We start from the raw sequence: 23,581 nt of genomic DNA on the forward strand, positions 1-23,581 counted from the left end.
ACTGAGAAAAATAAACACTGAGAGTAGGTTCAAAGCGAGGACGGGTCACCGTGTTTACTTGGCGTATAAATAGTGTTTTAGACAGTGTTTTGTGCAACAAAAATGCTAGGCAGACAGACAGTTAATGCAAAAGCAGTCAAATACTTAGAATTTCACACAAATCACGCGGCGTGACGGAACTCAACAACATCACCATCATGCATGACGTAATCTCTTCCTTCAAGCCTGACCTTGCCGAGGGCACGCGCAGCATTCATTGAACCGCATTCAAACAGGTCGGTGCATGAAATAATTTCTGCCCTAATAAACTTCTTTTCAAAATCACTGTGTATAACACCCGCAGCCTGAGGGGCCTTTGTTAGCTGTTTTATGGTCCATGCCCTTGCTTCCTTCGGTCCAGCGGTAAAAAAGGTCTGAAGTTGCAGGGCAGAAAAACTCGCCGCAACAAATGTATCAAGACATGACTCGTTACCTGAAAGTTCGCGCAACTCAAGTGCGGTTTTGTCATCAAGCTCCGCTAGGTCAGATTCAAATTTAGCATCAAGAAACACGCATGGACTAAAGGCAGACTCAATCTGCGCACGGGCTGCAGTATCCGACAGAACTTCCTGATCAGCGTTTATCACATAAATAACAGGTTTTGCCCTCAAAAGATTTAACCCGCTTATTTTCTCTGGTACAAGATTTGACGCTAGTGCATCATAAGCCTTTTGTAGCTGCACTCGGTCAGGCTGCGAGGAAGTTGGCTGTGGATGTTTTTTTGCAAGTACTTTCTCAAGGGTCTGCATATCAGCCAAGGCAAGTTCTGTATTCACTATGTCAACATCCGCAGCCGGACCGAGTGTGTCTTGTGCACGCACAACTTGTGAATCAGAAAACACTCTCACGACATGTGCTATAGCGTCTACTTCACGTATATTCGCCAAAAACTTACTTCCAAGACCTTCACCCCTACTCGCGCCCTCAACAAGTCCTGCAATATCAACGAAACTAACTGTTGCAAAAATTATCTTTTCCGAAGCAAATATCGTTGATAATTTTTCCAGCCGGGCATCTGCAAGGGGGGCAATTCCAACATTTGGCTCTATCGTTGCAAAAGGATAGTTTGCTGCAAGAGCCTTTCCGCGCGTTAGTGCGTTAAATAGGGTGGACTTGCCAACATTAGGCAGACCCACAATTCCAACAGTAAGACCCATCAGTAAAATACTAGAACGAAAGAGCGGTAATACAACCTTTCATGAAACCTTCTGGAAAAATACCTTTGTGGATATTTGGCTGTTTATCTTAACCGTCTTACTCGTCGCGTTAATTGGCGCAGTCTTAATTTCAGAACGTAAAACGTCGTCCTGCAACCGTCTTTTGAGTAAAAAGAATCAGGAGTTATCAGATCAAGTAATACAGCTCAAAACCGAGCTGCTTGCCGCGAGGGCGCACGGGATCCAGCTTGAAAAAGACAAAGAGTACCTCCTAAAAGAGTTGAGCAAAACTGTGCACCTTCAAAATCAAAAAAATGAAGAAGAAAGCCTAATAAAGACCCAGCTGGCACCTGTAAAAGAAAGTGTGAAGCAACTTACTCAAACCCTCGATCTTTTGAAAAAGGAACAAACACAAACCATGGTTCGCCTGGAAAGTCAGATAAAAGAAACTCGCACTGAACTAGATGACAATAGAAAGATAACACGGGAACTCAGCGTCGACACACGGGCCCTAACAGAAACTCTGCGAGGCACAAAACATGCCGGAATATGGGGTGAACAAAGATTGAGAGAACTTTTACAAAACTCTGGGATGATTCGCGGAAGGGATTATGACCTACAACCAATTCTTGACGACAGCAGGTACCGTCCCGACGCCATAATACATGCACCGGGCGGACTGGAGATAGTAATCGACGCAAAAGCGCCGCTTGATGCGTTTTTGGCCTCTGTTGACTGCGAGTCAACATCTGAGACCCAAAAGCTTTTAAAAAAGCACGCGCAGTCCGTTAGGAAACATATTGCAGAATTGGGCAAACGTGCCTACCATAACAAAATTGACGGGCCAAAATTTACACTATTATTCTTACCAACAGAGGGGCTTTTGCGCAGCGCTGTTGAAGAGGATAGTGATCTTCTCTCATACGCATTTAAAAGCAATATAGCGATTGTTTCACCGGTCAATCTCTGGGCAGTTGTGCAGACCATTACATATCTCTGTACGCAGCAGAATCTCGCGCACTCGGCAAAAGAGATAGTGAGACTCGGAGAAAGCCTAATAGCGAATGTGAAAAGTATTGCACAGCATATTTCCGAACTTGGAAAGAGTCTAGATAAATCAATCATGTATTTCAATAGAACTGTTGGTGCTGTTGAAAATAATTTAATCCGCACACTGGGTAAGATAAACACGCTCGGTAATGAGATTGAGTTACAAGATTGCAAATTTGAGGCTGTGCGGCAATTTGCGAAACTGGATGCTAAAAACGATGCCCGTAAAAACGATGCCCGTAAAAACGATGCCCGTAAAAACGATGCCCATAAATACACTGAGCAAAAGCCATACGTAGCACAACGAATGAGCTTAGGTGCAGAAGAAAGCCCCGCAAGCTTGATATAGCTACAATGGGGTAGTAAGATACCGGGAATACAAGACCGGTAAATCGAGTTAAACCGCAGGATATAAAGCAGCTACGTAAATATCCTGTTCACGAACACCAGGACAACAAAAAGCTGATATGCAAAAATTGACAAAAGCCCCAGAAGAGGCACCCAAAAACTGCTCTTACGTTGCTTTATGCGGAAATACGATAACACTATGATGCCAACAACTATAACAAGTGTCCCAAAGCTCAGCCAGTAATCCAACGCCCTATAGTCAACCGTGTTAACATCAAGTGGCTTGTACCCACTGCTCTTCAGCGCGTAGGACAATCTTTCGAGAATGCGCTGTGCCGGGTGATCAGAAAAGGCAATAAGGTTGCTCACAACAATATAAACAATCAGAGCAACTGTTATAACCCCACCACTTCTGGGTGGAGGAGGTGCTACTTCAGGACTTTTCTTCGGTAACTCCGTTGAAGTCTGTATAAGCGCCTGCTGCTGCTCAAAAGTCGCGTATTCACCATATTTCGGAGCTTTCTTAAGATCGGCTTTGCTCATTTTCTACTTTCTCTAAGACCCTTGGGTAGGGAAAAGACCAAATCCTCGACCGCTGTCTGTACAGACTCTACCTTCGTATATCCTGCGCGTGCCAGGACTTCTAGCAAATCCCTAACCAAAATCTCCGGCACGGACGCGCCACTAGTGACACCAACAACATCAACCTTATCCAGCAAAGCCGGATCAAGCTCGTCGGCATAATCAAGGCGGACAGCAGCCTTGGCGCCATTTTCGAGCGCCACCTCAACAAGTCTAACTGAGTTTGACGAGTTAGCAGAACCAACAACAATCACCAAGTCAGACAGCGGTGCTATTTTTTTGACAGCCGCTTGCCTATTCTGTGTTGCATAGCATATATCATCACTCGGTGGGTCTTGTATGTGAGGGAAGCGTAGGCGCAAGCGCTTAACTGTCTCTAAGGTTTCGTCAACAGATAGGGTTGTTTGACTCAGCCAAACCAACTTATCCGTGTGCGGAACGTCGATTGTATCTGCCTCATCTGGGGAATTTACAATCAACACTCTATCTGGGGCATGTCCGCTTGTGCCTTCAACCTCCTCGTGACCAGAATGACCTATGAGCAGGATGAAATAACCGGCCTTTGAAAAACGAATAACTTCACGATGAACCTTTGTTACAAGCGGGCACGTCGCATCAATAACTTGTAGCCCCCGCTCATTTGCAGAATGAACAACAGCAGGACTAACGCCATGCGCACTAAAGATTGTCACTGCACCGGGGGGAATCTGATCCACCTGATCAACAAAAATCGCACCTCTTTTTTCAAGACTTCCCACAACGTGCACGTTGTGAACAATCTGCTTGCGCACGTAAACCGGAGGGCCATGCCGCTCAAGGGCTTTTTCAACAGCTATAACCGCCCTGTCAACGCCAGCGCAGTAACCCCTGGGGGAGGCAAGCAAAACCCGCTTAGCCACGCCGGAACCCAAACCTGTATGATGCACAGAAACAAGTCAAGCAGCTAAACAATACAACCCGATTAAGATAGGACCCAGAGCACAAACATATAGCAAACACGTACACTGGCAGTTTATTATATTTGACTGGAAAGAGTTAGATGGATATGCAAGCCGACGAGATGTATAGACAAGATCCGCTAGGCTCGTGCGGTAATCCAAGGCAAGTCTCCCATATCACGGGCAGGTTATCATCATTGCTCGGCGAGCTACCGGCGACGTGGATAGAGGGTGAGGTAACCCAGTTAAGCCCGAGGAGAATAGGTGTTTTTCTAACCCTAAAAGATATGAACGAATCAAAGCACCTCGAATTTTTTCTCCCGTTTGACGCATTTAAAGACGAGGTAGAGGTTGGCAACAGGGTAAAAATACACGGAAAATTGGAGTTCTGGGCAACCAGTGGGCAGATCAAGGTAAAGGGTTTTGAGATCCAGTCGGTTGGAATAGGTGAACTGATTGAACGTATAGCCCGTCTTCGTGTGCAACTTGCCCTTGAAGGGCTTTATGAGCATAAAAGACCTCTTCCCTTTATTCCAAAACTAATAGGACTTGTAACCGGCCAGAATTCAGATGCAGAAAAAGATGTTGTAACGAATGTGCTTCTCCGGTGGCCGGCAGCAAAATTCTGCACAATATATGCAAGCATGCAAGGCGCATCATGTGTTAGTGAAACCATTTCTGCAATACAGAAACTGGACGCTAATAATGATGTCGACGTAATAATTGTTGCCAGAGGTGGTGGTAGTTTTCACGACCTAATAGGGTTTAGCGACGAGCAAATGATCAGGGCGGTTTTTGCAATAAAAACACCTCTAATATCTGCAATAGGACATGAAGCTGACAGACCAATATTGGATGAGGTTGCAGATCTTAGAGCATCAACCCCAACAGATGCGGCAAAAAGGGTTGTGCCAGATATTGCTGACGAGAAACGCCTCATTAAGAGCGCAATGTCTTTCCTTAAAAAGAGTTATGAGCCTGTAATTGACAAAATCAAGTGTGATACGTTAAGTTGGTCGCAGGCTTTCAGTAACCCATTCGAGACTTTTATTGCGCCAAGACGGCGAGAAATAGATTTGTTCTATCAGCAGATGCTGACGGTTGTATGGGCAAATTTTTCTAAGACAGAAACTGAGATCGCTGCCATAAAAAAGCACCTTCTAGCCATATCCCCTCAAAATACCCTTGTGAGAGGATATGCAATGATCGAGGATGAAACTGGTCGGATAATAAGTAGCGCAGATAAACTGAGTGCTGGAGATACTGTTACCCTCAGGCTTCATGACGGTCTTGTTAGGGCGGAAATTACCCAGTGAGACTGTATATTTCGACAAGTTGTTTAGGTGCTGTTATAGGGCAGTATAGTGTTTGCACTGGGAGGAATTGTGTATCTGGAAAATAATGACAATGTAGGTGATGGGGTAAATGAGGAAAGTGTGCATTCCAACAATACACAAACCAATAATAAACCTGTGCATACTAATGGAGAGGTTAGCGCAGTAACGGGTGGAAACTGTGCATCCTACGAGGAGGCCCGTGATAGACTTCAGGAAATACTACGCAAACTGCAAGAGCCGTCTCAAAGTCTTGAAGCGTCTCTAAAGCTCTGGGAAGAGGGAAGACTTCTTGTGGGTTATTGCGAAGAGGTACTGCAAGACGCCATGAAAAGGCTTAACTACGGTGACACCACAAATCCAGAAGACGCCTCGCTCAAGGAATCCGAAGCCTAACGGCAGTAAGCAAATTGCGCTAAAGACACACCCGTCAGGCAGGATTTGTCTTTGTCTTTACGCGATCAGGAATTGACTCAACCTTGTCTATCACAAACACATAGGCTATAACACCAATAAGTGCAGCAATACCGAGATATGTGAAGACGGCACCATAGTTGTGCCCGGTGAACTGCAGTATAAACCCAACAACCAGCGGAGATGAGGCACCAAACAGATTAACCCAGAACCCGTAAACACCGGTTGTAAGGCCGAGAAGCCGCGGAGTTGCAATCTCTGAAGCCAGAAGCCAGGCGGTATTTGCCATACCCGCGAAAAAGAAAACAACAATCACCAGAGAGAAAAGGACCCACCGCGGGGCACCACCCATAATAGGAATAAAGAGAAGGGGAATTGATCCGGTCAGGCCGACAGTTACAGTTACCTTACGGGCATTTCCCGGGGTAAAACCGGCCTTTACTAGGCGATCGGACAACCATCCAGCGAACAACATACCAAATATCCCGGCGATGTACGGTGCTGAAGAAAGGTATAACGCTCCACTCTTAAGATCAAAGCCAAGATTGCTCTTCAGGTAATTTGGAAACCAACTTATAAAGAAGAAAACAATTGTCGATGTAGAAAACGCACCTATATAAAGTCCGACAAGCCTGCGGTGTGTCAGGACGGCAACCCAATCTCTAAAGCTGGCGCGCGCCTTTACCTTATTGTCCTTTGCGTCAGGAGAATCACTCTGTATATACTCAAGCTCTTCCTTAGAAACAAAACGAGACTTGGATGGATCATCGGAGCGAATCGACAGAAACCAGATAATTGACACAACAATACCGACAATACCGCCAAACACAAACACAGCGCGCCATGTAGCAAACACTCCGAGTATCCACGTAAGAACCGGAACGGCAAAGGCAAGGCCGGCAAAAGAGGCTGCCATATAGGCACTAACAGCTTTTGCGCGATCGCGCCGCGGAAACCATTTTCTTGCAAAAAATGAATTCACGGGGAATGTTGGTGCTTCAAAAGCACCGAGACCAAGGCGGAAAAACGCGAAGCTATAAAACCCTGTCGAAAATGGCGTGAAAAGCGTCATAAGCGAGAATCCCAACACGCCGTACCCGCCGACGGAACGCGCGCCAAACCTCTGGAGCAAATAGGCAATGAGAGGAATGACTATCACGATCCCCCAAACGAATTGAGACAGAAGAAAGCCCATCTGAATATCGTTCATATTAAATTCGGCTTTGATTTCATCAACCGCAACAGACACCGTTGCTCTATCAAGATAGTTTGTAAACGTTACCAATGACAGAACTATAAGAACCCAGTATCGATAACACGTAGCCCGGCGTGCCATAGAACCCCCAAGTCAAGACAGAAAGAAGAACAAAGTCGACACTGACCAAGTCCAGAACGCAGTCGAAAGACCGAACCCTCAAAGGGTATCACATAAATCCACCGTCAACAACCTGCGGCATTCACAAAAAATAATCTATGCATGTACGATAACCCCACGGCTAATCCACGGACCATAGGCCAAAGACATATGAACCTCAGAACTACATCTCAAACGGGCTACAGTGTGACTGTACAGCGTGAGAGTCCCAAGAAGCGCAACCTATCTCATCGATTGAGACAAGGGCAAGAAGATCACGAACAAGGAACTAACGAAGGATATCCGTGCTCGTATACTCACCAAAGGCACTGGTTGACACCAAATCACCATAGTGACTGAGGGCATGTTGGGCAGCGAGCATCCCGGTTTTTATACCCATGCGCAAATCACCCGATAGATGACCATGAAGACTACCGCCGACGAAAGCATCACCCGCACCGGGGCGGTCAATAACCCGCACCGGGGTTACAGGAAAACTTTCCTCTCCAGTGGCACTAGACAGGTAAACACCCTGTGTGCCAGCAGTGGACACAACCGTAGGTACACCATAACGGGCGCGCAGGGTACGCGCAACATCATCCGGCTCACCTGTTATACCAAACACCCTATCTGCATCACCACGACTGCAGAAGAGAATCTTCACCTTATCCAGGAGCGGAACGATGACACCTCTTGCCTCCTTGCCACTCCAGAGACGGGCCCTGTGATTCACATCGAGGACAATATCGACACCCCGTTCTGACGCGCAGGCAACACCATACTCAATCACCCGTCTTGTTTTTTCTGTTAAAGCCATGGTTATGCCAGTTATAAAAAGAATGCGCGTATCAAGTAAGGATCCCCAATCAAATATCTCGGGTTCTATCTCCCTAAACGGCGTGTGTAGCCTGTCATACACAACCTCGGCGGGCATTGGGTCCGCGCCTGGCTGTAAGAAATAAAGAGCCACGCGTCCCGTGTCCGTCCGTACGATATGAGACACATCCGTACCAACGGCTCTGTACTCTCTGACTATGCGATCACCAAGCTCACCTTTCGGTATTACAGATGCCCACGCACAAGAATGACCCAGCTGAGACAGAAGCCCTGTTACATTTGCCTCCGAACCGGCTGCAGTCAAGTAAAGCTGCTTTGCCGTAAGAAGATTCTCTCCACGTGGAACGGTGAGACGTATCTGACCCTCGCCCAAAGAAACAACATCGTATCTAGGCACTTTTTACCCCATCACTCGCGGACATAGTCCCGTATCTATTTTTATATCTCTCATAATTTCGCCTGATTTCGACCTCAGGCAAAGGCTCAATATCGCCTATCTGCATCGCAGCAAAGATTGTTCTTGCGACATCCTCGACCATAACCGCAGCTTTGAGCGCATCGTGTATGGTCGCGCCAACGGTAAAAACTCCATGCTGTTTCATGAGTATAGCCGGAGAGTGACCAATCTTTCTGACAATCTCTTCGCCAATCTCTTCGCCGCCAATGACCGCATAATCCCCACAAGGAATTGGACCACCAAATTCATCAGCGACTGCAGTTATACAGCATGGAATCTCTTTTCCAACCGCAGCAAATGCAGTAGCATACCTAGAATGAGTGTGCACAATACTGACAACATCATCCCGCTTGCGGTACACGCCCAAATGGGACGCGGTATCGGACGAAGGCGGCATAGAACCTTCAACAATTTCACCGTCGAGGGAAACAACAACCATATCCTCCGGAGTCATATTCTCATACAGGACCCCAGAAGGTTTTATAACAACAAGCCCAGTATCAGGATCTCTCGCAGACAAGTTACCGGAGGTCCAAGTAACCAAGCCCTCTCTGGGAAGGCGCAGGTTACCCTCGCAAACGCGAGCCCTCAAATCCTCTAACATGCCTTAGAGACAACAGCGATACCAGACTCACCGAGCCGTGCAGTTATGAACTCCCGAGCGCGCGAGGCAATGCGCTCAGAGTCAGGACTGTCATCATTCCACATCTCTATCATCATTCGTCCGGACCAGTTTTGACGATGCAGCTCATCAAAGGCCTCTTTCCACGGAACATGCCCACAACCCATCGGGACACGACGAGGTTCACCGGGACGAGTATCCTTAGCATGTAAAGCAAACATAAATCCTCTACCAGCTGCAAGTTCCTGCCGAGTACTCAATTGTCGCTCGGTCAAATTACCTATATCAGGATACAGCTTAAGCCAAGGAGATCCCACCTGTTCAACAGCCTCCCTGCCTGAAATAATCGAGGTTATCCCATTTGTATCCACATTCTCAACACCAAGAACGACCCCGTTCAAAGACGCATAGGCAGCAGAATAGTGTAAAAAATCTATAAACAGCTTTCGCGAATCGGGATGCGGCATCCCATAGTAATCATAGTAACCAGCCAACTGCAGAATCGGGATACCAAGACTAGAGCACAAATCAACACCTTGACGGAGAAACAGGCGGGCCCTATCGCGCACGGCAGCGTCTTGGCTGGCCGGGGCAATCTTCCTGTGAACAGAAAGGCATATACCGCCGAGGGCAATACCTTCACGGTTAGCAGCGGCCCTAAGTTCGCATCTTCTGGTATCAGGCCAAGTGAGGCGCTCTATTCTTTCATCACTTTCGTCGACAGACAGATCAACAAACGCAAATCCTGCAGCAGCAGCGGCTGCAAAAAACTCACTCCAGGTCTCACGCCGTCTAATCGCCTTCTCGTATATACCAATCTCTATTGACACGGCAGAATCCGGAGTACCCCTCTGTTCAGCGCCACAATTCGCCTATCTCTTTTTGAAAACTGCTTGCAGCAGAAGACGGACAGTCTGCGCCAATGATGGCACGCCCCGCAATAAATATCGAAACCGGAAGGCCTGAAAACTGAGCAAGGGTATCAACACGTATTCCCCCCGTGACTGTGACCATAAAACCAAGATCAGCCAGATACTTTATTTGCTCAAAGCTATCTTCCGTCCAGGCAGAGTCACCCGATGTTCCTTCCGCATCTCTTGAGCGCTTGACTATAACGTGGGAAACACCAAGATCATGCCAAACTTTCGCGCGCTCATCTGAATAATACTGCCCTATCTCAACCTGAACCTGCCCACCAAATCTTTGCGCCACCGTACATACCTGTTTGACAGTCGTATCACTGGCACCAGAAACAACAGAAACCAAGCCTGCGCCCGATTCGAATGCCAAACTCGCAATTATCTTCCCAGCCTCAACAATTCTTACATCAGCCAAAACGGGCTTTCGCGGGTAAAGTGCACTTATTGCGCGCACGGCAGACATCCCTTCTGATAAACACAGAATGGTGCCAACCTCTATCACATCGACATGCTCAATAGATTTTTGCAGAGGCCCCAGGGCGCTTGAAAGGTCAAATGTATCGAGTGCAACCTGAAGAAGCGGCCGCGAGGGATGTTCTATAACAGCGCGAGTCATTACCGCCTGACCTGAAAGAAAGTTTGTGCATTGTACATAAGCAGATCATCAACATAATCAGGATCAAAACCTTCATCCAGCAGTCGAGGGGCGAATACTGAAGGATCGTAATCAATGCCACTCACCGCACCGTAAGCCTTTTGATAACTCCGCTTTCCAGAATCGGTACCGAGCAAGAGTCGCTTGCCAAAACCCTGCTTGCCAAGTTCACGCACAAGCGTTACCCGTGCACTATCAGGGAGATATTTGATCCTATACGTCCCATCAAGCTCGAGATAAACGCCAAGTTTTAGTATCTGTGCTAGATAGTACACATCAGCATTTCGCTGTATATGGCCTATAGCAACCTGATCTGGATCAACACCCAATTCAATAAACCGCTTTGCCTGTTCAAGACCGGCTGTGCCAAAAGTTGTATGTGTGTTGATCGGTGCACCGGTAACCTTCGCAGCTATCGCCACAGCTTCCTGGGTCTTTTTCTCCCATTCAGTAATCTGGCCATAAGCAGAAGCAAACTTTATAACCCCAGCCTTATAAGGGGTTCTTTCTACAATTGGTCCAGAATAGTCATGGGCATCCACTCCCTCTTCAATATCAGCTATAAGAAGATCAGCTATCTGGTTCACAGAATAGCGACTCACCCAGTGGCATTTTGTTTCTAGATAAACGTGTTCGCGGTGGAAGCCTGTTGCTACAACTATATGAAGTCCCGGAATCCGATTGTTTACCTCGACAAGTTTTAGGACATCACGCCCACAATCGGCGGGACACATATCAATAATTGTTGCCGTCTGAGACCAACGCTTACTAGCCTGAACGAAATAACTCGCCTCTTCAACTGCCTTGTCGACACTGTCCAGCAAATGATCCTTGTCTAAATACACCTCACCGGCGCCGGTACGAATCAAATGATCGTGGCAATTAACACACCCAAGTAAATCGGGCGAAACGTCACCCTTTATCGTCCTTACAAATCCCAAAACAACCTCCATGGGAAACTACGTAAAATCGAACCATTACGAAAAACCTGGCATGAAGTGCTGTGAAAGTATGCCGCACGCAGAAAATCCAGCAGGAACAGTCTATCGAAAAATAAAACTGTGCAACGACATGAATTAATGCAGCAATCCCATAAATTAATGCATGAGGCATCCGTCATGCGTTTCAGGTAAAGTCAAAAGCGCAAATTTTATGGTACAAATTTTATACTGCGTGGGAGTATTATAAACACGTTTGTAAACACGCCGACAGTGTGACCGTGCAGTGTGACCGTGCAGTTATACTGTACAGTGGGCTCCTTTTGGCAAGACCCCTCGAGTGTACAGTGCGCAAATAAAGACCGGTGGTTACGTTATTTAAGTCCGAGAGGGCAATTTGGTTTGGGCTATGAATTGTTTTACGCCAACAAAGCCATTGTCTCTCAGATGCAAAACGGCCTCTGCGGCCAGCTGTATTGTTCTGCTGATAATGTCTGTCTGAACAGGAGAGAAGTTTGACAAGACAAAGTCTTCGATGCTTTGGTTATTTTCTGGCCTGCCTATACCAACCCTTAATCTTGCGTAATCAGAACCAAGGCAATCACTTATACTTCTAAGACCTCTATGGCCGGCAGTACCCCCGCCTTGCTTGAATCGAAGCGTGCCGAGAGGAAGGTCAATATCGTCATGCAGAACAAGTAGGTCTGATACAGAATGAAATTTCATCAGGCTCGCAATAACGGGACCCGATAAATTCATATACGCATCCGGTTTGACGAGCAAGATATCACCGAGTGAAAGATAAAAATTATTCGTTTTGTGACGCCTGAAACGCGCACCTCCTGACAAGATATCAAGAACCATCTGGCCAACATTGTGCCGCGTCTTGTCATACGAAGGGCCAGGGTTACCAAGGCCAGCCACTATGTACACACACAAGCATTACATATGCAGCGCCACAAACCTAAACCTCGGCCTGTAACTGCCGAGCATCGGCAACGTACTGTAGCGAACAGGGTAACTTGCTACCTTATAAGGGGTACGCCCTGCCAAGCACAGTTAACGGAAGAGATCCGTCCATAAACTGTCAGCGTCTACGAGGCGCAAACAGAGTGCAAAACAACAATCACGGCGGCGGCCAATACCCTAGAGCGGCATATGTCCTTGTTTTATTTATTACCCTTTATCTGTTCTGGGTATATCTCATAGGCTTGGGTAACTATATCTGTTAGTTCCTTTGGTATTGGTCCATGTCTTCTTATATGTAGGTTATAGAGGAGTTTGCGGATAGGGGGAGAATTGTAACTAAATAGCCAAAGGTAGTAGACAGCGGCGATAGAGGCTAAGAGGAGCAGGCTCTGGGTATAAAAGAGCGGCAGTCCAGGAGAGTCCGGCAAGAGCAATAGCCAGATAAATAGAAACACAGCAAGCGAGGCAATAAAATTCAAAACATCATCAGAGGTCCAGCGAGTGCCTTTTTGTTGCACGTCAAGCAGGAGGATTTGTCTGCGTTTGGTTGGGTTTTGGAAAGAGGGGGTTTGTGAGTAATAGGAGTAGCGGAGGAAGAAGGATCGTTTTGTGCGATCCAGGTATGGAAAGACTACTAACTGATAGAAAAAGAGCACGAAAATTAAGAAAAAGAACGAGCCGCCGCTTGAACCGCTTGTCATGTAATAGCCCCGATCCACACCAAGTAACGAGAAGAGGTATGTAAGAGACATGATAAATAAAATCACAGGTATGGCGGTAAGCACATACGAGACGAAATGAACACCCCACGGCGGATTATTGTATTTCCTAACTAATCCTGCCATGAACAGTCTTCTCTTATGTGGTCTTGTAAGGAGAAAGAGATAGGTGAAGAAACCTGTTAGGAGGGGAAAGAAGGATGATTGTCTGGGTTGTGTTACAGATGTTGTTGTCTTAGGCACTTTATCTCCTTATCTGTTACAGATTAGCCACACTTGGTTCTGAAGGGATCAAAGCGGATGTAGCGGGGTTGGAAGGGAGGGCAGGGCCAAGACAGCATGTCGTTTACATCCTTAACCACACCGTCAAGTGAGCCTGCAAATTTCACAGCCCCTTTGAGGAGGGCGGGAAGAATGACCCTCAGGGCAGCCTTCAGTGGAACACCACTAGGCACAACCGAGGTTACCGCAACCAACGCAGCTTGTAACGACCAGCCGGCCTTAAGGTAGAAGCCCCAGGCATCAGTTCCATAGTAGAGATCAGTAACACCTATGACCCATCTGTCTGTGCTGTTGCGGGTCTGTTGTGTTACATGTGTAAGGGTTACAGTTACACCATCCTTGGTTAGGGTTATTGTTTCTTGTCTCTTGTTACCTGTTACTTGTTTGGTGAATCCTGCTTGTTCTAGTTCTTTGATTATTTGGTTGGCTTTTGGTTCTGTGGTTGTTGCTACTGCTTTATCTGTTGTTACAGATGTTGTTGCGTATGTGGGTGTTGCTATGAATATTAGAGAGAAGATTACAGAGAGGGTTGTTATTAGGAACTTCATGTTTGTCTTAGGCATTTTATCTCCTTTGACCTGTTATGGGTTGATTATAACATGGGGGTTAGATGGGTGTATATCACTGTGGTGTATTAGGTGATATACATGATTGTGTTTGGGTTAGTCTGGGGGAGATTCCTGGGTGGCACGGCGGACAGGGTCGACCTTTGCAATGAGCAAGCGTGGCGGGCTGACAAGTAAAGCACCATCAGGAAGCGCAATATCAGATGCAAAAATACGCCTGCCGGCCTGCAAGCCTGACACATCAACAACAAGAGCTTCGGGGATTTGAGACACCTGCAGGGTTACAGCAACCGAATAATTCTCGACAGAAGTCACGGTGCCCGCATAGCTTTGACCAACAAAGCGCAGCGGAACACGAATGGTCACTGCATCATCTTCATTTACAAACAGCATATCCAAATGCTCAATGATGTTCCTGATGCGATCTCTCTGAACCTGCTTTATAAGAACCAAAGATTCGCGGGCATCAATCTTGAGTTGCAGAAGGGCATTGGCTCTACGCATAATGAGAGACATCTGCGCTGCCGGCAGCAAAACATGCTCAGGTGCCCTTTTAAGGCCATACGCAACAGCAGGTATCTTGCCGGCGGCGCGTGCACGGCGCGCAAACCCTTTACCAAAACCAACCCTGCTCTCGGCCTCTACAACCGGATACACCATAGAACCCCCGAATAACACACGCGTGGCGCGCAGACCAAGCGCAAATACAAACAGCACACCCACTTGCGCACCAGCGACAAAAAGCCTAGCAAAAAATTATATACATCAGAAACCCTGCCCAAGGGGGCGGAGACTGCTAGGGCAAATATCTACCGGGATGTGTTGCACAACCCGAAGGGTCAATAGAATACACAAGGGGTATGCCAGTCGGAATATTGAGCTGACACACGTCTGTATCCGATATGCACTCGAGGTGTTTCACAAGGGCACGCAAAGAATTTCCGTGAGCAACCACAAGAACAACCTTTCCGGCAACAAGATGCGGAAGAATCACACCCTGCCAATAAGGCAGAAGTCTATTCTGTACGTCCTTCAGTGACTCTGAAAGGGGTGGTGGCTCCTCATAGCGGGGGTCATCAGCTTGGCTGTGCAGCGGTGGCGGGGGTGTATCGTAACCACGGCGCCAGGAATTGAACTGCTCTTCACCAAACTCCTCCAGTACCTGGGCTTTATTTTTACCCTGTAAGCTTCCGTAATGTCTCTCGTTCAATCGCCAACTACGAAAAGTTGGCAGCCAAACACGATCGATCTCCATGAGTGCTATATGAGCCGTTTGAATAGAACGGGTTAGCAGAGAGGTGAACAAGACATCAGGGTATCTGTTGGCTTCACGCAAGAGTTGCCCGGCAGTTTTCGCCTCTTTCTCGCCAAGTTCACTCAGGCGAACATCAACCCAGCCAGTAAAAAGATTCTCTTGATTCCATAGGCTATTCCCGTGACGTAGCAAAACTAGATTATCCATACCCCACCAAGTCTAGTGACAATTTGCTTACTCGGGTCACACAAGTTATGTTAGCCTTTTCATGCGCGGCACAGATGCAACAGACCCGGAATCTGGAGACACCAAGGTCTCAACCAGAGCAGAGATTGGGCCCTGTTCAGAGTCAACAAGCAATACCTTGCCCTCAGGAACAGAGCGTTTTACAACCCCAAGAGCGATTGGGCCAAGCTCCCAATGATTAGCAACAGATGTAACACGGCCAACCCGTTTACCATCACACAGTATTACCGCATCGGGCATGGGAAGCTGGCCATCCAGCATAAGCCGCACCATACGGCGTGGCGGGCGACCGAGATTGTGCAGCTTAGCGACAAGTTCCTGACCCCGGTAACAGCCTTTAGTCAGATGAACCGCAGTGCGCAACCAACCGAGCTCGTGAGGCAGGCTTAACTCATCAACTTCTCGCATGCTGGGGCGGCCTGCGGCAATCAAACCTGCCAGTAGTGCGTGAGTGCCCGAAAAAGGCCCCGAAAGTTGTGTTCTGCACAGAAAAAACTTAATCCCCCACGGGGGTTGCTCAAGATCTGTGGGGGCGTACGAATAACCGCCCGGGCAGATATTGGGCCATGGATCCTGCCATTCAGCAAGACGCTCTGGTGGATCGCAAAACCCGGCATAGAAAAAAAGCTCCTTTACCGGTTCAATATCAAATTTCAGTGTAAACCGCATGCTAAGAAGGTATTCGGCAAGCTGTCCCGCGAGCTTGCCAGAATCACAAAACAGCCACGCGCATTCTTGGGCAGCTACAACGCAGGCTCTATTGATAACCCTGCCCTGAGAGTTCAAAAAAAGTGTTTCGGTCGAAATCATGGGTTGGGTATAGTCCTGAGTGCTGATTGCGTGGAGGATTTTAAACCTGTCCTCGCCAAAGAGGCGAAGCACTCGCGCAGGGTCAAGCGGAACAACAGACTTACCGGCATACAAATCACGTTGCTCGTGAAAAATGGACCCGTAGTGATCTTTTTCAACCATTTTCGATTTACCCACGATACTACTGCTCCACCGTTGCAACAAGGGTAACAGCCAATACTCTCCGTGCAATCCGAAACGGAACTGCTGTATCCAGATTCAAGAACATCAAGAGTCAGCTAAACATCGACCTTTTACCTAAAGAGTCTTACCAAGACAGAAATGGCAGCATATGCAATGGCAAGAGTAATAAGTACCAGGATGCCCACACACAGCATTTCAAGGGATACAAGCGACATGCCGTTCACACGGTCTAATGTACACCAAATGCAAAGCATTGATTGGTCAAGCCAGTCCACCACAACAGTACGGAATAATTCGACAACAATTGTTATAGAAAGACGCCGAAGATCAGAACAGATGCAAAGTAAATAATGCAACTACCAAAGGCCAATGGTCCATAACCGCAAAGAATCGCGAACCTTGTATTGTGTAAAGTCGGCGAAAGGCCAAGTGCAAAACCCAGGCTGCTGACAACCCACACGCCAACACAATACAAACACACAGCTCCAATCAGAAATGACGAAACATACGATAAGAAAATGCAGAACAACGTCGCGGAAAGCATACCAACGGTGAAGCAAGTCCAGAGCCATTGGGGAAAGGTGCCAAATGCGATCCCAAAAACGCCAAAACTGGTAACAACAGAAAAGCCAATAAGTCCAATTAGTGAATTCGGAATACCGAAGAATAAGGAAGCCTCGGGAGAATCCAAAACGGAAAGACAATTGACGAGCTTGCTCAAAGAACAGGCGGGCACATGGTGGGGATCGCCCAGAACAGCTATCTTTTCAAGCGTGACGAGTAAGCTAAGGGCGACACCTACTATCCCACAAGCTGTAATCGCGATGAACCTAACGGCACCCTTCTGCAGTGCAACCCCCAACCAAGATCGCCTACCAGATGATTCTAATACGAGACTCTAAACACGGAACAATATCGAATACCATTGATGTTAAATGTCATTGTCTGAAAAACTGCTTGTCAGAGAGGTGCCATTCGACGAAAGTCGATTGCGGAAAGTTGCCGCTGTCTGCCAGCAATTTGACTCACACCCTCCTTTTTCTGACTATACGCTTTTGGGCAAGCCAAGCGTATTATGTCTTATGTCTGACAAAACCCTGCATAACTCGACTGGAAGTGATTTTTTCTGTCCAAATCCCCTTGATATAGAGTGGCAAATTACATTAGGTATAGCCCTCGTAAACGGCAATGAGGCAGAAATGGTGATAATTCCAGGGCACAGGAAAAACGGTTACGGGACATACTTCCTCAATGAAATACGTAAGCGTATCCCGGGCGATGTAAAATTCTGGGCACACGGAGCCCATCCAGCCGCGCTGGCCCTTGCAAAAAGATATGGGGCTACAGAGGAACGTGTTGTGTGCATAATGCATCTCAAAAACCCCAGAGCGCGAGTAAAATCCTTGTTGCAATCCCTTAGTCGAATGCGGTGGATTGAATATGCAAAGCGAGTTTTGCAAAAAGTGGCGTTCTTATCACGCAGAGGAGCGGTAGAGTCAGTTACCTATAGGTGTTTTAGGACAGGTAGGGGCACGAAAGCAACTCGTGATGAGATTGAATGGCTAGCCCTCAATGCAGAAATTTTTAAAGATCATCCGGAGTATGGGAAGCTGACGATAAATGACCTCAGGCTTTGCTACTCGCAACCTTGGTTTAGCAGGAAAAGATTCATACTTGCGATAAAGAATGGGAAGGTTGCGGGTTATGTTTGGATAAAACTCAATAAGCACAGCCGTAAAGGGGAAATTTACTCTCTGGGAAGCACCGGTGGTGGATTGGGTAGCAAATTATTGGAGCGAGCGCTTGACATAATGTACAGAAGGGGTGTTGAACTCATTTTTTTATATGTCGATGAGACAAACAAAAAAGCAATAAACCTCTATAGAAAATTTAATTTCGCAGAAGTTGAAAGAGACATTTTGTTCAATGTACGGGGAGGAAGATGAAGCAGAAGGTCTGTGAAGAATTCTCACAAATAGTTAGGGTTGTGTAGATGAGCGAGGCGCAAAATGGATCAATCCCAAACGACAAGTGGGTGATACAAATTGCTGCTGGCACCATATGTTGGCGACAGCGAGATGATGCAGAAGTGGAAATTCTGACCATAAGTCGTCGCGGATACGGCGGCGTATCCTTTCCAAAAGGAAAGAGAGAGCCAGGCGAAAGTCTCCATTTGACAGCGTTTCGGGAAACTCTGGAAGAGACGAATGTAACAGTTAGGTTGGGGCAGTTTATTGGGGAAAGCTCCTACTCATTTTTAGGTTCTGCAGACTATCCAAATAGAAGTGGTCACGCCATGAGGAATGCAAATACCAGGCAGGGCAGAAAACAGCTAATCAAGAAACAGGTTCATTACTGGGCCGCAAAGCCAAGGGTTATAGAGAAATTTTTATCAAATGACGAAGTTCAGAAAATACACTGGATAAAAGCTTCGGATATTAAAAGGGCTCAGCTACACAAGAGCGATATGGAAATCGCAAATAAATTTCTTGATCTATACAAAAGAAGAGCAGAGCTGTTTCATGGAAAAACTGTTATTCTTCTGAGGCATGCACACACACACGGAGAGGATGCTCTGTCACCGTTAGGCATGCAGCGTTCACAAACACTTCCCGTTGAACTATCGCCCTGGGCGCCGGAAAAAATATACTGCTCACCAAAACAGAGATGCATACAGACCGTCCATCCGCTATCCAAAACAGGAATAGATGTACTCAACGATCCAGCACTTGGCGGTGAGAGCGGTGACAATATCTTGGAGAATATAAGGGAATATCCGGGGGAATGTATCTTGATCTGTACCCATGCGCCGCTTATAGCATCAACACTCAGCGCCTTAGGTGTTGAGCAAACAAATATCGCACCGGGAGAATACAGGGTTGTAACCCTGTAGGGTCAGAGTGGGCCCGGTGGGGCTCGAACCCACGACCAGCGGATTAAAAGTCCGATGCTCTTCCAGCTGAGCTACAGGCCCCACGGAGAACCGAGATTTTCAAAGAAGGCTCGCACGCGGGACACGGGCGACAAAGACTAATATACAGCAATGATAGAATTCCCCTGCCGGATCGCGTAACCCCGGGCGCCAAAGTAAAACAGCCGCTTCGAGTGTGCGTTAGGCCGTGAGGCGATTATCGCGGTTCGGTGCCTTGATTGTTGGTTCTGGTGATTGTTGGTTCTGGATTGTACAGTTGTGTGTATCCTTTTGTATTTACCTGTACCTGTCACCGGGTTGCACCGGTGCAGACAGTAATGTTTGGGCGCTTGTATGTTTGCTGGATTCCGTGATTTTATAGCACGCAGGAACGTTGTCGATCTCTCGGCTGCGGTTGTAATCGGTGCAGCTTCAACCGCTGTTATAAACGCAATTGTGGATGACATCTTCAGTCCCCTTATAAGCGCAGCACTAAGCTCTAGCAAAATCGAAAACAGTCTCGTGCTGACAATACCAACCCTATCCCACGGACATGTACAACTGAAGTTCGGCACTGTTCTTCTAGCGCTAATAAAATTTGTTCTTGTTTCAGCGGTTGTGTACTTTGTGATAATCCTGCCTCTGAACCACCTCAAAGACATCAGGCGGACCCTCGGAAACAGTTTGCCAGGGCCTTTGGGGGCATTATCGGCGATTATATCTGGGGGTAAAAACACAAAAGATGAGGATCCTGATAAAGACGAACTAGCTGATGGTCAATCGTCCGCAGAAACTAAGGTTGGTAATGATGGCACGGGCTCGGAAGAGTTGAGTGATACGCGACCCTCGGGTTCCCTCGAGGGTGATACGGTAACAAAACTGTTGATGGAGATTCGTGATCTGTTACTCCTGATGGGCGAAATGGATAATAAGAAGAGTAAAGACCATTCCGAAAGAGGACTCTAAGCGCGTTATTCCAAGGCGCGTTATTCCAAGAAATGTACCCTAAATAAGACGCTCTTGACAGGGCGATTTGCGTATGGTATACCTAGGAGCGTCACGGCGATTTGGTGTGGCCCAGATGCCGCAAGGCCGGGGGTTTTTGCTGGGCGCATACATCCCTTGGGTGGGTGTGCCTGTAGGAGGTTTATGTGTCTGTAGGGGGTTTAATCGTGCAGTTCTTGAGCAATCGTTCGGCTGGGTTGTGTGAGTCTATTACCGGAGGGGTTTTGTCAAACGAAGGCGCCTCTTCATCCGGAAGTCTGGTCCGGCGATCGGTTTTACGGCGTCTGGTCTTTTGGGCTGCTGCATTCGTGTCTGTGTCTCTGTTTACTACTGCCTGTCTTGCCAAAAGCGAGGATAAAACAGTTAAGCCAGTCGTGTACACCTCGTTCGGGGTATTGGAAAGCATAACCAAGAGTATTGCCGGCGATAAACTGACGGTGCGCAGCATAGTGCCACAGGGCGGGTCTGTGCACGAATATGAGCCAAAGCCAATTGATGTAAAAGATCTTGCAAACGCAAAGATGTTAATCGTAAATGGCCTTCATCTGGAGGATGAGTGGCTCGATAAGGTCCTGGTTGACTTCAAGGGCGTAAAGGTCACTGCCTCGAAGGGTATTGCGCTAATTCTAATCGCCGAAGACAGATCTTCCGGTACCCCCAATCCGCATGCATGGGTCTCTCCAAAGGATGGTGCGATATACGCAAAAAACATAACAGAGTTCCTGAGTGAGCTTGACCCGAAGAATAAGGCCTATTACCAAGAACATGGCGGGGCGTTGGAAAAGAGGTTGCAGAGTCTGTCAGAAGAATTTGAGAAATCCATTGCAAAGATTCCTGCCGCGTACAGGGCTCTAGTCACCTGCGAGGGGGCTTTTAGTTACGTGGCGCAGGCGGGAGGTCTGGAGGAAAGGTATCTATGGCCCGTCAATAGCGAAAATGCCGAGACATCCAAAAAAGTTGGCGAGCTTGTTGACTTTGTGAAGGGGCGCAAGCTTCCGTATGTGTTCTGCGAATACGGAGTAAATACGAAATTTATCGAGCAGGTAATTCATGATTCTGGCGGCATCGCAAAATTGGGTGGCCTGTTTTACGTAGACGGGTTGGTTGACAAAGATGGTCACGCCATTACGTACGAGCAAGCCATAGAGCAGAATATAAAGGTGATTTCTGAAACCCTTGGGTCAAGCAGATAGAGTAGTGAACGGTTTTCGCTGGTGAACCGGCAAGGTTGTGATGTGCTGAGAGGCTCCGTCCTGTCTGTCAGTGACTTGTCAGTGGTTTATGGCGACGTTGTTGCTATGAGGGATGCAACATTTGAGGTTGCTTCAGGGGTTGTTTGTGGCATCATAGGGATGAACGGCTCGGGTAAGTCGAGCCTATTCAACTCGATTGTTGGCAACGTAAGGCCAGCACGTGGTAGCATCTCGATATTTGGTCTTTCCCCCGTTGCCGCAATGAAACGGGGGATGGTAGCTTATGCCCCACAACGCGAATCAATTGACTGGAACTTTCCGATAAGTGTGCGTGAGGTGGTTATGATGGGGCGATATGGTTTTATGTCATTGTCCCGAAGGGCGAGTCAAACTGATCGCGATAAGGTCACACAGGCCCTCGAAATGACTGAACTTGTGGAGCTTGCAGATAGGCAAATTGGGCAACTCTCTGGAGGGCAGAAGAAAAGGGCATTTGTCGCGAGGGCAATAGCACAGGGCGCCAAGCTGCTTCTCCTTGACGAGCCATTTGCCGGAGTTGATAAAAAGAGCGAGGGAATGATTGTGCAGCTTATTCGCCAGCTCTGTGAGAAGGGGTGCTGTGTTCTTGTTTCAACCCATGATCTAAACACTCTTCACGGGCTGTGCAATGAGGCGATTCTTGTTAAAAACCGTATCTTGATGCACAACACGTGTGAGGTTGTTTTGCGTCCGAATAATCTCGCCATGGCGTTTGGACTAGATCCGGGTTATGGAACAAGTAAGAATAACAACGATTTAAATACGTTTATATCCGCAACGAGCGCAAATGGAGTCGCGGATGGTAGCAACTGACGGGATGTGTTGCGCTGTTGTGACCCTGTTGCGTGCGATATGCCCGTCCCGTGTCTCTCTGACCTTTCGGCGGGGTATCTGTGATTGATTATCTACTTGCTCCTTTCGAGTACGGGTTCATGCTGCGTGCCTTTATTGTTGTCATTGTGTCAGCAACCCTGTGCGGCCTCATATCGTGTTGGGTGGTTCTTCTTGGCTGGTCGATGCTCGGTGAGGCAATTTCACACGCGATATTTCCCGGAGTTGTCCTAAGCTTCCTCCTTGGCGTGCCATTTGCCATTGGCGCTTTTGTATCCGGCCTTGTGGCAGTGTATCTAATCGGCCACCTGAGAAGTAACCCTAGGATCAAAGAGGATGCTGCGATGGGTGTTGTGTTCATAACCATGTTCTCGCTTGGCCTAATCTTAGTTTTCTTTATTCCAGGCAAAGGTCATCTTATGCATATATTGTTCGGCAACTTGCTAAGTGTTACATATCTGGATCTGTATCAGGTAATAATCCTTGGTGTGCTTGGGATATCGATCCTAACTTATAGGCGAAGGGATTTTACCCTGTACGCATTCGACCCCGGACACGCGAATGTCATTGGTATATCCACCAGATCACTTCACAATATATTTCTTATAACCCTAGCGTTCACAATTGTTGTCTCGGTACAGCAAGTCGGTGTGGTTCTTGTTGTTGCTATGTTGGTCATACCGGGCGTCTCGGCAAGTCTGCTTAGCAGAAAAATATCAAGAATGTTTATCATATCTCCCGTCATGGCTGTTACAACTTCTGTAGCTGGTGTTTACATAAGCTACACATTTGACTTACCACCGGGATCGGTGATTGTCTTGGTTATGGGATCAGTGTTCGTTCTCACATACACTGTAACGAGTATCATGTCAATGATTGTGAGCAATAGAACTCTGTTGAGGACAAGACACGGGTAACACTGGTGTT

At 47.4% G+C, this 23,581-nt stretch carries 26 protein-coding genes and 1 tRNA gene; 9 read left to right on the top strand and 18 right to left on the bottom strand.

Going from position 1 to position 23,581, the window contains the following annotated elements; translation table 11 throughout:
• Window positions 1–161: 161 nt before the first annotated feature.
• Window positions 162–1,196, bottom strand: coding sequence for a redox-regulated ATPase YchF (ychF, locus tag TWT_RS03645; protein WP_011096598.1), 1,035 nt, complete (start codon window positions 1,194–1,196; stop codon window positions 162–164).
• A gap of 67 nt (window positions 1,197–1,263) precedes the next feature.
• Here ychF and TWT_RS03650 point away from each other — a divergent pair, with 67 nt between their 5' ends.
• Entirely contained in the window at window positions 1,264–2,595 is a 1,332-nt protein-coding gene (locus tag TWT_RS03650) for a DNA recombination protein RmuC (RefSeq protein ID WP_155105150.1), read from the top strand.
• A 71-nt stretch (window positions 2,596–2,666) separates the two neighbouring features.
• Here the strand turns inward: TWT_RS03650 and TWT_RS03655 are convergent, their stop codons facing one another.
• The gene (locus TWT_RS03655; RefSeq protein WP_011102703.1) at window positions 2,667–3,137 is read right to left on the bottom strand and encodes a hypothetical protein; all 471 of its coding nucleotides are present in this window, start codon (window positions 3,135–3,137) and stop codon (window positions 2,667–2,669) included.
• A complete protein-coding gene (locus TWT_RS03660) occupies window positions 3,134–4,102 on the bottom strand; it encodes a 4-hydroxy-3-methylbut-2-enyl diphosphate reductase (RefSeq protein ID WP_011102704.1) in 969 nt (322 codons plus the stop codon). Before TWT_RS03660 ends, TWT_RS03655 begins: the two co-directional genes overlap by 4 nt.
• A gap of 113 nt (window positions 4,103–4,215) precedes the next feature.
• On the opposite strand from TWT_RS03660, the gene xseA reads away from it, so the two are divergent.
• Both xseA and xseB read left to right on the top strand, forming a co-directional pair.
• Window positions 4,216–5,430 (top strand): exodeoxyribonuclease VII large subunit, encoded by a 1,215-nt coding sequence (xseA, locus tag TWT_RS03665; protein ID WP_011096602.1) that lies wholly within the window; start codon window positions 4,216–4,218, stop codon window positions 5,428–5,430.
• Window positions 5,431–5,478: 48 nt separating this feature from the next.
• Window positions 5,479–5,844, top strand: a complete 366-nt coding sequence (gene xseB, locus TWT_RS03670; protein ID WP_011102705.1) for an exodeoxyribonuclease VII small subunit — start codon at window positions 5,479–5,481, stop codon at window positions 5,842–5,844.
• 34 nt (window positions 5,845–5,878) lie between these two features.
• On the opposite strand, the gene TWT_RS03675 is transcribed toward xseB, so the two are convergent.
• The 14 genes from TWT_RS03675 to TWT_RS03735 all read right to left on the bottom strand — a co-directional run bounded on the left by TWT_RS03675 (window position 5,879) and on the right by TWT_RS03735 (window position 17,537).
• Entirely contained in the window at window positions 5,879–7,198 is a 1,320-nt protein-coding gene (locus TWT_RS03675; RefSeq protein ID WP_011102706.1) for an MFS transporter, read from the bottom strand.
• Window positions 7,156–7,290 carry a hypothetical protein gene (locus tag TWT_RS05175; RefSeq protein WP_272940634.1) on the bottom strand — a complete coding sequence of 45 codons (135 nt, stop codon included), beginning with the start codon at window positions 7,288–7,290 and terminating at the stop codon, window positions 7,156–7,158. The genes TWT_RS03675 and TWT_RS05175 overlap by 43 nt, the downstream gene beginning before the upstream one ends.
• Before the next feature lie 215 nt (window positions 7,291–7,505).
• Complete coding sequence (locus TWT_RS03680) at window positions 7,506–8,450, bottom strand: sugar kinase (protein WP_011096605.1); 945 nt, start codon at window positions 8,448–8,450, stop codon at window positions 7,506–7,508.
• Entirely contained in the window at window positions 8,443–9,114 is a 672-nt protein-coding gene (locus TWT_RS03685; RefSeq protein WP_011102707.1) for an L-ribulose-5-phosphate 4-epimerase, read from the bottom strand. The genes TWT_RS03680 and TWT_RS03685 overlap by 8 nt, the downstream gene beginning before the upstream one ends.
• Window positions 9,108–9,962 (bottom strand): L-ribulose-5-phosphate 3-epimerase, encoded by an 855-nt coding sequence (locus TWT_RS03690; RefSeq protein WP_011096607.1) that lies wholly within the window; start codon window positions 9,960–9,962, stop codon window positions 9,108–9,110. Before TWT_RS03690 ends, TWT_RS03685 begins: the two co-directional genes overlap by 7 nt.
• A gap of 25 nt (window positions 9,963–9,987) precedes the next feature.
• Window positions 9,988–10,668: a 3-keto-L-gulonate-6-phosphate decarboxylase UlaD gene (locus TWT_RS03695; RefSeq protein ID WP_011096608.1), complete on the bottom strand. Its 681-nt coding sequence runs from the start codon at window positions 10,666–10,668 to the stop codon at window positions 9,988–9,990.
• Window positions 10,668–11,660, bottom strand: coding sequence for a phosphotriesterase family protein (locus TWT_RS03700; RefSeq protein ID WP_011102708.1), 993 nt, complete (start codon window positions 11,658–11,660; stop codon window positions 10,668–10,670). Before TWT_RS03700 ends, TWT_RS03695 begins: the two co-directional genes overlap by 1 nt.
• Window positions 11,661–12,023: 363 nt before the next feature.
• A complete protein-coding gene (pth, locus tag TWT_RS03705; protein ID WP_237696840.1) occupies window positions 12,024–12,569 on the bottom strand; it encodes an aminoacyl-tRNA hydrolase in 546 nt (181 codons plus the stop codon).
• Between the two features lie 245 nt (window positions 12,570–12,814).
• Entirely contained in the window at window positions 12,815–13,576 is a 762-nt protein-coding gene (locus TWT_RS03710; protein WP_044143946.1) for a hypothetical protein, read from the bottom strand.
• A 23-nt stretch (window positions 13,577–13,599) separates the two neighbouring features.
• Window positions 13,600–14,178 (bottom strand): hypothetical protein, encoded by a 579-nt coding sequence (locus TWT_RS03715; RefSeq protein WP_011102711.1) that lies wholly within the window; start codon window positions 14,176–14,178, stop codon window positions 13,600–13,602.
• Between the two features lie 99 nt (window positions 14,179–14,277).
• On the bottom strand, window positions 14,278–14,904 hold the full coding sequence (locus TWT_RS03720; RefSeq protein WP_237696841.1) for a 50S ribosomal protein L25/general stress protein Ctc: 627 nt from the start codon (window positions 14,902–14,904) through the stop codon (window positions 14,278–14,280).
• A 73-nt stretch (window positions 14,905–14,977) separates the two neighbouring features.
• Complete coding sequence (locus TWT_RS03725; protein WP_011096615.1) at window positions 14,978–15,643, bottom strand: 2,3-bisphosphoglycerate-dependent phosphoglycerate mutase; 666 nt, start codon at window positions 15,641–15,643, stop codon at window positions 14,978–14,980.
• A gap of 45 nt (window positions 15,644–15,688) precedes the next feature.
• Entirely contained in the window at window positions 15,689–16,669 is a 981-nt protein-coding gene (locus TWT_RS03730; RefSeq protein ID WP_148224279.1) for a YgfZ/GcvT domain-containing protein, read from the bottom strand.
• Between the two features lie 313 nt (window positions 16,670–16,982).
• Complete coding sequence (locus TWT_RS03735) at window positions 16,983–17,537, bottom strand: vitamin K epoxide reductase family protein (protein ID WP_011096618.1); 555 nt, start codon at window positions 17,535–17,537, stop codon at window positions 16,983–16,985.
• A gap of 73 nt (window positions 17,538–17,610) precedes the next feature.
• On the opposite strand from TWT_RS03735, the gene TWT_RS03740 reads away from it, so the two are divergent.
• Together TWT_RS03740 and TWT_RS03745 are read left to right on the top strand one after the other, a co-directional pair.
• A complete protein-coding gene (locus TWT_RS03740) occupies window positions 17,611–18,621 on the top strand; it encodes a GNAT family N-acetyltransferase (protein WP_011102715.1) in 1,011 nt (336 codons plus the stop codon).
• A 47-nt stretch (window positions 18,622–18,668) separates the two neighbouring features.
• Window positions 18,669–19,568, top strand: a complete 900-nt coding sequence (locus TWT_RS03745; protein ID WP_011096620.1) for an NUDIX hydrolase — start codon at window positions 18,669–18,671, stop codon at window positions 19,566–19,568.
• Between the two features lie 8 nt (window positions 19,569–19,576).
• Here the strand turns inward: TWT_RS03745 and TWT_RS03750 are convergent.
• Window positions 19,577–19,649, bottom strand: a tRNA-Lys gene (locus tag TWT_RS03750).
• 291 nt (window positions 19,650–19,940) lie between these two features.
• Between TWT_RS03750 and TWT_RS03755 the strand changes: the two genes are divergently transcribed.
• The 4 genes from TWT_RS03755 to TWT_RS03770 all read left to right on the top strand — a co-directional run bounded on the left by TWT_RS03755 (window position 19,941) and on the right by TWT_RS03770 (window position 23,571).
• The gene (locus tag TWT_RS03755; RefSeq protein ID WP_011096621.1) at window positions 19,941–20,552 is read left to right on the top strand and encodes an MscL family protein; all 612 of its coding nucleotides are present in this window, start codon (window positions 19,941–19,943) and stop codon (window positions 20,550–20,552) included.
• A gap of 185 nt (window positions 20,553–20,737) precedes the next feature.
• Window positions 20,738–21,784, top strand: coding sequence for a metal ABC transporter substrate-binding protein (locus TWT_RS03760; protein ID WP_011102717.1), 1,047 nt, complete (start codon window positions 20,738–20,740; stop codon window positions 21,782–21,784).
• A gap of 21 nt (window positions 21,785–21,805) precedes the next feature.
• Window positions 21,806–22,636: an ABC transporter ATP-binding protein gene (locus TWT_RS03765; RefSeq protein WP_011102718.1), complete on the top strand. Its 831-nt coding sequence runs from the start codon at window positions 21,806–21,808 to the stop codon at window positions 22,634–22,636.
• A gap of 80 nt (window positions 22,637–22,716) precedes the next feature.
• Window positions 22,717–23,571 carry a metal ABC transporter permease gene (locus tag TWT_RS03770; RefSeq protein ID WP_011096624.1) on the top strand — a complete coding sequence of 285 codons (855 nt, stop codon included), beginning with the start codon at window positions 22,717–22,719 and terminating at the stop codon, window positions 23,569–23,571.
• The last annotated feature ends 10 nt before the right edge of the window (window positions 23,572–23,581 follow it).

Origin of the sequence: Tropheryma whipplei str. Twist (genome assembly GCF_000007485.1) — a bacterium.
Taxonomy (GTDB): Bacteria; Actinomycetota; Actinomycetes; order Actinomycetales; family Microbacteriaceae; genus Tropheryma; species Tropheryma whipplei.

What these genes read in the sequence shown, in the direction of transcription:
- ychF (WP_011096598.1), bottom strand. Translation starts at nt 1,196, where the DNA reads ATGGGTCTTACTGTTGGAATTGTGGGTCTGCCTAATGTTGGCAAGTCC.
- TWT_RS03655 (WP_011102703.1), bottom strand. Translation starts at nt 3,137, where the DNA reads ATGAGCAAAGCCGATCTTAAGAAAGCTCCGAAATATGGTGAATACGCG.
- xseA (WP_011096602.1), top strand. Translation starts at nt 4,216, where the DNA reads ATGGATATGCAAGCCGACGAGATGTATAGACAAGATCCGCTAGGCTCG.
- TWT_RS03675 (WP_011102706.1), bottom strand. Translation starts at nt 7,198, where the DNA reads ATGGCACGCCGGGCTACGTGTTATCGATACTGGGTTCTTATAGTTCTG.
- TWT_RS03685 (WP_011102707.1), bottom strand. Translation starts at nt 9,114, where the DNA reads ATGTTAGAGGATTTGAGGGCTCGCGTTTGCGAGGGTAACCTGCGCCTT.
- TWT_RS03695 (WP_011096608.1), bottom strand. Translation starts at nt 10,668, where the DNA reads ATGACTCGCGCTGTTATAGAACATCCCTCGCGGCCGCTTCTTCAGGTT.
- TWT_RS03700 (WP_011102708.1), bottom strand. Translation starts at nt 11,660, where the DNA reads ATGGAGGTTGTTTTGGGATTTGTAAGGACGATAAAGGGTGACGTTTCG.
- TWT_RS03715 (WP_011102711.1), bottom strand. Translation starts at nt 14,178, where the DNA reads ATGCCTAAGACAAACATGAAGTTCCTAATAACAACCCTCTCTGTAATC.
- TWT_RS03725 (WP_011096615.1), bottom strand. Translation starts at nt 15,643, where the DNA reads ATGGATAATCTAGTTTTGCTACGTCACGGGAATAGCCTATGGAATCAA.
- TWT_RS03740 (WP_011102715.1), top strand. Translation starts at nt 17,611, where the DNA reads ATGTCATTGTCTGAAAAACTGCTTGTCAGAGAGGTGCCATTCGACGAA.
- TWT_RS03745 (WP_011096620.1), top strand. Translation starts at nt 18,669, where the DNA reads ATGAGCGAGGCGCAAAATGGATCAATCCCAAACGACAAGTGGGTGATA.
- TWT_RS03755 (WP_011096621.1), top strand. Translation starts at nt 19,941, where the DNA reads ATGTTTGCTGGATTCCGTGATTTTATAGCACGCAGGAACGTTGTCGAT.